The organism is Iamia sp. (genome assembly GCF_035575815.1).
Taxonomy (GTDB): Bacteria; Actinomycetota; Acidimicrobiia; order Acidimicrobiales; family Iamiaceae; genus Iamia.
In genome coordinates this window covers 1-5,949 of sequence record NZ_DATLXO010000022.1, presented here as the reverse complement: position 1 = coordinate 5,949, position 5,949 = coordinate 1, and the positions used below count along the sequence as shown (strand labels likewise).

General features: G+C 72.4%; 6 protein-coding genes and 1 pseudogene. 4 read left to right on the top strand and 3 right to left on the bottom strand.

Translation table 11 applies throughout. The features are described from left to right. A pseudogene (locus VNL12_RS01820) lies at window positions 1–314 on the bottom strand (hypothetical protein); the annotation flags it as partial. Window positions 315–555: 241 nt separating this feature from the next. Between VNL12_RS01820 and VNL12_RS01815 the strand changes: the two are divergent. The 3 genes from VNL12_RS01815 to VNL12_RS01805 are packed head-to-tail and all read left to right on the top strand — an operon-like array spanning window position 556 to window position 3,627. Beyond that, window positions 556–1,314 (top strand): decaprenylphospho-beta-D-erythro-pentofuranosid-2-ulose 2-reductase, encoded by a 759-nt coding sequence (locus VNL12_RS01815; RefSeq protein WP_325591019.1) that lies wholly within the window; start codon window positions 556–558, stop codon window positions 1,312–1,314. Further along, window positions 1,311–2,222 (top strand): decaprenyl-phosphate phosphoribosyltransferase, encoded by a 912-nt coding sequence (locus tag VNL12_RS01810; RefSeq protein ID WP_325591018.1) that lies wholly within the window; start codon window positions 1,311–1,313, stop codon window positions 2,220–2,222. The genes VNL12_RS01815 and VNL12_RS01810 overlap by 4 nt, the downstream gene beginning before the upstream one ends. A gap of 55 nt (window positions 2,223–2,277) precedes the next feature. Further along, on the top strand, window positions 2,278–3,627 hold the full coding sequence (locus tag VNL12_RS01805; protein ID WP_325591017.1) for an FAD-binding oxidoreductase: 1,350 nt from the start codon (window positions 2,278–2,280) through the stop codon (window positions 3,625–3,627). Between the two features lie 130 nt (window positions 3,628–3,757). Here VNL12_RS01805 and VNL12_RS01800 read toward each other — a convergent pair whose 3' ends face one another. Both VNL12_RS01800 and VNL12_RS01795 read right to left on the bottom strand, forming a co-directional pair. Next, on the bottom strand, window positions 3,758–4,219 hold the full coding sequence (locus tag VNL12_RS01800; RefSeq protein ID WP_325591015.1) for a PGPGW domain-containing protein: 462 nt from the start codon (window positions 4,217–4,219) through the stop codon (window positions 3,758–3,760). 120 nt (window positions 4,220–4,339) lie between these two features. Beyond that, the gene (locus VNL12_RS01795; RefSeq protein ID WP_325591014.1) at window positions 4,340–4,996 is read right to left on the bottom strand and encodes an alpha-ketoglutarate-dependent dioxygenase AlkB family protein; all 657 of its coding nucleotides are present in this window, start codon (window positions 4,994–4,996) and stop codon (window positions 4,340–4,342) included. Window positions 4,997–5,194: 198 nt separating this feature from the next. Here VNL12_RS01795 and VNL12_RS01790 point away from each other — a divergent pair. After that, the coding region (locus VNL12_RS01790; protein ID WP_325591013.1) for an aminoacyl--tRNA ligase-related protein at window positions 5,195–5,949 on the top strand (755 nt) is incomplete at its 3' end.

The window sequence follows — 5,949 nt, the reverse complement described above, 5'->3', positions numbered from 1 at the left end:
GCCGCCCAGTCGGCGGCGAACGGGGCCACACCGACGAAGGCGGCGACGAGGAGGGTCCAGAGCGGCGACGAGGAGGCCGACTGGAAGTGGCCCGGGGTGACGCCCCACGTGCCGTGGTCGACCAGGTTCTGGGCCACAGAGAGGTGGATCGCCGGGTCGTCGAGGGCGTAGACCATCGTGCCGTCGCTCGTGCGCAGAGCGGCGACGAGGAGGACCACCGTGATCAGCGCATAGGCGCCGAGGCCCCAGCGCAGGAACGCCTGGGACTCTGCAGTGGGGAACGCTCGGACCCAGAGGGCCCGGGCGGCGCTCATGGTTGTCGGCTGGGGGTCATCATGTCCTTGTGTCGTGACCACGTGGGCCCCTGTTCATCGCCGGTGCGGGCCGGTCGCAGCGTCGAGATCGGGTCCCGGTCGGCCCGCGAGCTTGGCCCACCGGCTCTCGTGCTGGCCCGGAGCACTCCGCTATCGTCGTCACCCGTGCCGATGTCCAGAACCTATCCTCCCGTCGGCCTCGCGCCGGAACTTCCCCGTGCGGCGGAGGCAGGAGTCGGGGATGCGTGACGGAACCGGCAGCGTGCAGTCCGTGCTGGTGCTGGGCGGCACCTCGGACATCGCCCTGGCCACCGTCGACCGCCTCGTCGCCGACCGGTGCCGCCGGGTGGTGCTGGCCGGTCGTCCGTCCGACCGCCTCGACGCGATCGCCGAGGGGCTCCGCACCGCAGCGGTGACCGTCGCGGTCGCGGCGTTCGATGCGGTCGCCACCGACACCCACGAGAAGGCCCTGGGCGAGGTCTTCGCCGGTGGCGACGTCGACCTGGTGCTGCTCGCGTTCGGGGTGCTCGGCGACCAGGAGACCTTCGACCACGACACGGCGGCCGCGGTCTCGGCGGTGACGGTCAACTACACCGGGGCGGTCTCCGCCGGGCTCGTCGTGGCCGACCGCCTCCGCGCCCAGGGCCACGGCACCCTGGTGGTGTTCTCGTCGGTGGCCGGGGTGCGGACCCGGAAGGACAACTTCGTGTACGGCTCGACGAAGGCCGGTCTCGACGGCTTCGCCCAGGGCCTGGGCGACGCCCTCGTCGGCTCCGGCGCCCGGGTGATGGTCGTCCGTCCCGGGTTCGTCACGACGAAGATGACCGAGGGCATGGACCCCGCACCGTTTGCCACCACCGCCGAAGCCGTGGCGAACGACGTCGTCGCGGGCCTGCACCGGGGGCGCGAGACGGTGTGGTCGCCGCCCGTGCTCCAGGCTGTGTTCGGTCTGCTGCGGCTCGCCCCCCGCCCGCTGTGGCGGCGGTTGGCAGCCCGGTGACCGCCGGCGTCGAGGCCGCCCCGACGCGCCGCCGGAGCCTCCCGCTCGCCCTGCTGATCAGCGGCCGGCCCAAGCAGTGGGTGAAGAACCTGCTGGTGCTGGCCGCTCCCGGCGCCGCCGGGGTGCTGGGCGAGACCTCCGATCTGCTCGCCACGGTCGGGGCGCTGGTCGCGTTCTGCCTCGCGGCGAGCGCCACCTACCTGGTCAACGATGCCAGTGACGTCGAGGCCGACCGGCACCACGCCACCAAGCGGTTCCGGCCCATCGCCGCAGGCGAGCTCCCGGTCACGGTCGCCGTGGTCGCCGCCGCGGTGCTCGCTACCTCCGCCCTGGGCTTGGCGGTCGCCATACGCCCATCCCTCGCCCTCGTGGTCCTCGGCTACATGGCCCTCACCACGGCGTACTCCCGCGTGCTGAAGCACATCGTGCTCGTCGACGTGGTGGCCCTGGCGTCGGGCTTCGTGCTGCGCGCCGTGGCCGGGGCGGTCGCCGCGGACGTGCCCATCTCGAACTGGTTCTTCATCGTCACCTCCTTCGGGTCGCTGTTCATGGCCGTCGGCAAGCGTCACGCCGAGGTCGTCTCCCTCGGCGACGACGCCGGCTCGCACCGCAAGGTGCTCGACGGCTACACCCCCGGCTTCCTCGGGTACCTCCGCTCGGTGAGCTCGGGGGTGGTCTTGGTGGCGTACTGCCTCTGGGCCTTCGAGCGGGCCGAGCTGCTCGACGTCAGCGTGCCGTGGTACCAGATGTCGATCGTGCCGTTCACCATCGCCGTGCTGCGCTACGCCCAGCTGCTCGACGCCGGGGAGGGCGGCGCCCCCGAGGAGCTCGTCCTGCGCGACCACATGCTGCTCGCCGCCAGTGCGGGGTGGGCGGTGCTCTTCGGCATCGGGGTGCTCGCGGCGTGAAGCCCTGGGCCCCGACGGGCGTTCCGGGCCGCCGAGCCGGGGGAGGTGACGGGTCGTGCGCCGCGAGCTGAGCGGCTGGGGACGGACCTCGCCCTCTGCGGCCGAGGTGGTGACGCCGCTGACGCCGGCCGAGCTCGCGGCGTCGGTTGCCGCAGCGGGGCCGCGCGGCACCATCGCCCGGGGGTTGGGGCGCAGCTACGGCGACGCCGCCCAGAACGCCGGCGGCCGGGTCGTCGACACCGCCATGGTGGACGATGTCGCGTCCTTCGACGCGGAGACCGGCCGGCTGCAGGTGGGGGCCGGGGCGAGCCTGGACCAGCTGATGCGCGCGCTGGTGCCGCGTGGGTGGTTCGTCCCGGTCACGCCCGGTACCCGGTTCGTGACCGTCGGCGGGGCCATCGCCTCGGACATTCACGGCAAGAACCACCACCGCTCGGGATCGTGGTGCCAGCACGTGTCGGAGCTCACCCTGGCGACCCCCGAGCTCGGCACCGTGACCGTCGGCCCGGCCGCGGATGCCGACCTCTTCTGGGCCACGGCCGGCGGCATGGGCCTCACCGGGGGGGTGGTCGACGCCACCGTGGCGCTCAGCCCGATCGCCACCAGTCGGGCCCTGGTCGACACCGACCGCACCGACGACCTCGACGACTGCATGGCCCTGCTCGCGGCGGGCGACGACGACTACACCTACACCGTGGCCTGGGTCGACCTCCTGCCCCTCGAGGGTGCCCGCGGGCGATCGGTCATCACCCGGGGCCGCTTCGCGCGGCCCGACGAGCTGTCTCCCGACGCCCGGCGTGACCCGTTGGCCTTCGACCCGCAACCGCTCGCCTCGGTTCCGCCGCTGGTGCCGTCGGGCCTGCTCAACCGGTGGAGCATCCAGGCCGGCAACGAGGTCTGGTACCGGCGGGCACCGAAGGTGAAGCGAGACGAGATCCAGTCGATCAGCCGGTTCTTCCACCCGCTCGACGGCGTGAGCGACTGGAACCTGCTGTACGGACCGCGCGGGTTCCTCCAGTGGCAGATCGTGGTTCCCTTCGGGGCCGAGGAAGCTCTGCGCTGGGTGGCCGAGCAGTTCCAGGTCTCCCGGGTCCCGACGTTGATCGGGGTCCTGAAGCGCTTCGGGCCTGCGAACCCGGGGCCGCTGTCGTTCCCCATGGCGGGCTGGACACTCGCGCTGGACGTCCCTGCCACCGTCGACGGGCTGGGCCGGTTCCTCGAGCGGCTCGACGAACGGGTGGCCGAGGCCGGGGGGAGGATCTACCTGGCCAAGGACTCGCGGATGCGCCCCGAGCTGCTGGCGACCATGTACCCGCGACTGGACGAGTGGCGGGCGGTGCGCGATCGCGTCGATCCCCGCGGGGTGATCCAGAGCGACCTCGGTCGCCGCCTCGGGCTCTGCTGAGCGGGAGCGTCGCTGAACTTCGTACGAAAGTGCGCCACCGCGGACCACGTCCGTACGAAGTTGCGTCCGGGTCACGAAGCTTTGTACGGAGATGTGCACCGGGGACCACGTCCGTACGAAGTTGGGGAGGTCAGCGCCAGCGCACGGCGTAGACGATCGACACCACCACGCCGATCACGGCGACGACGATCGAGACCGGCTTCACCCAGGGCGCCTGGGCGGTGATCTTGTCGACGTTGGCCTTGCGCTTGGCGTAGGCCAGCAGCCGCTCGGCCCAGGCGACCTCGGTGGCGAGGATGCCGAGTCCGGCGATCACCACGACGATGCCGGGACCGGGGAGGACCAGCATGGCGAGTCCGGCGATGGTCACGACGGTGCCCAGGCTGATGATGGCCAGGCGGGCGATGACGCCGCGGCGGGCCTCCTCGTCGGTGCGCTCGCGCTCGCCGGTGTTGCGCTCGGCTTCGTAGGCTGCGTCGCGCAGGAGGGCCCGGCGTTCCGAACGCCGCTGGGCGGCGTCGCCCGCAGCCGACGCGGGAGGGTTCGACGGGTCCGGCGATGCCGGGTCGGGATCGGGAGAGGAAGAGGCCACAGGCCCCAGCATGCCCGACCGGCTCGGACTCGATCGCCCGCACCGGGTGACCCGGCACCCGGCCCGCGCCCGGGCGCGGGATGGTCGATGACCCGCCAGATCGCGCCACACCTGGGACGATCAGTCGCCGGACCGCTCCAGGGGGTGGACCCGGCGGCGGAACGTGGCGCTCATGCGGGGCCCGGCCCGGGCCACCTTGGGGATGCAGTGCTGCCAGGTGTGCTGGCAGGTGCCACCCATCACCAACAGGTCACCCGAGACCATCGGGATGCTCCGCGACCGGCCCCCACCGGTCGGACGGAGGAGGAACCGGCGGGGCGAGCCGAGCGACAGCACGGCCACGACGGTGACCGGCCGTGACCGCTCGAAGCGGTCGCCGTGCCAGGCCACGGAGTCCTGACCGGTGCGGTAGAGGTTGAGGCCGATGGCGTCGAAGCCCCGTTCGTAGCGGGCGTCAAGGGCGGGCAGCCGCCGTCGCAGCGCGTCGGGTGCCCGATCGAGGGCCTCGTCGGTCAACCCCTCTTCCCGTCCCCACCATGCGCTGAGGCGGGGCTCATCGACCATCCGCCCGTACATGGCGACCTCGCGCTGGCGCCAGGCCACCGATTGCAACAGCGCGGCGAACAGGGTGTCGGCCCCCGAGAGCCAGCCCGGCACCACCTCGACCCACGCGCCCCGGCCCAGGTCGATGCGCCGGGCGGCGGCGAAGCTGGTCTCCGGGCCGGTCGGCCCGGTGGCCAGGAGCGACGGCTGGAACGGCAGCGCAGGAGCGTCCACGAGCGGCCACTCTACCCTTTGCGGGTACGGGTGTTCGTCGCGGCAGGGGTCGGAATCCCGATCTACGGCGCCACCGGCCGGTCCGCCCCGCGTTCTGGCCATCCTGGTGGCGCGCCAGGACGCACCAGGGTGGCGGTTTCGGATCTCGCGGACCCCAGCGGCATGGCGGAACCGGACCGGCCCCTACCATCGGCGCCCATGGCCAAACCCCCCGTGCTCACCCCCCAGGCCGACGACTTCCCCAAGTGGTACCAGGACGTCATCGCCAAGGCCGAGCTGGCCGACAACGGCCCGGCCCGAGGGACCCAGATCATCCGCCCCTACGGCTACGCCATCTGGGAGCGCATGGTCGCCGAGGTCGACACCCGCATCAAGGCCGCCGGCGCCGAGAACGCGTCGTTCCCCCTCTTCATCCCGCAGAGCTACCTGACCCGCGAGGCCGAGCACGTCGAGGGCTTCGCTCCCGAGCTGGCCATCGTCACCCATGGCGGGGGCAAGGAGCTCGAGGAACCGCTCGTCGTGCGACCGACCTCCGAGACGGTCATCGGCGAGTACATGGCCCGCTGGATCAACTCCTACCGCGACCTACCCATGCTGTTGAACCAGTGGGCCAACGTGGTGCGCTGGGAGCTGCGGCCCCGGCTGTTCCTGCGGACCACCGAGTTCCTCTGGCAGGAGGGTCACACCGCGCACATCGACGAGGCCGACGCCGCCGCCTACGCGCGGCGGATCCTGCGCGACGTCTACGAGGAGTTCATGGTCGACGTGCTGGCCATGCCCGTCGTCGTCGGCCGCAAGACCCCCGACGAGCGCTTCCCCGGCGCCACCAACACCATGACCACCGAGGCCATGATGGGCGACGGCAAGGCGCTGCAGATGGGCACCAGCCACGAGCTGGGCCAGAACTTCGCCCGGGCCTTCGAGATCGTCTACCAGGACGCCGAGGCCTCCCA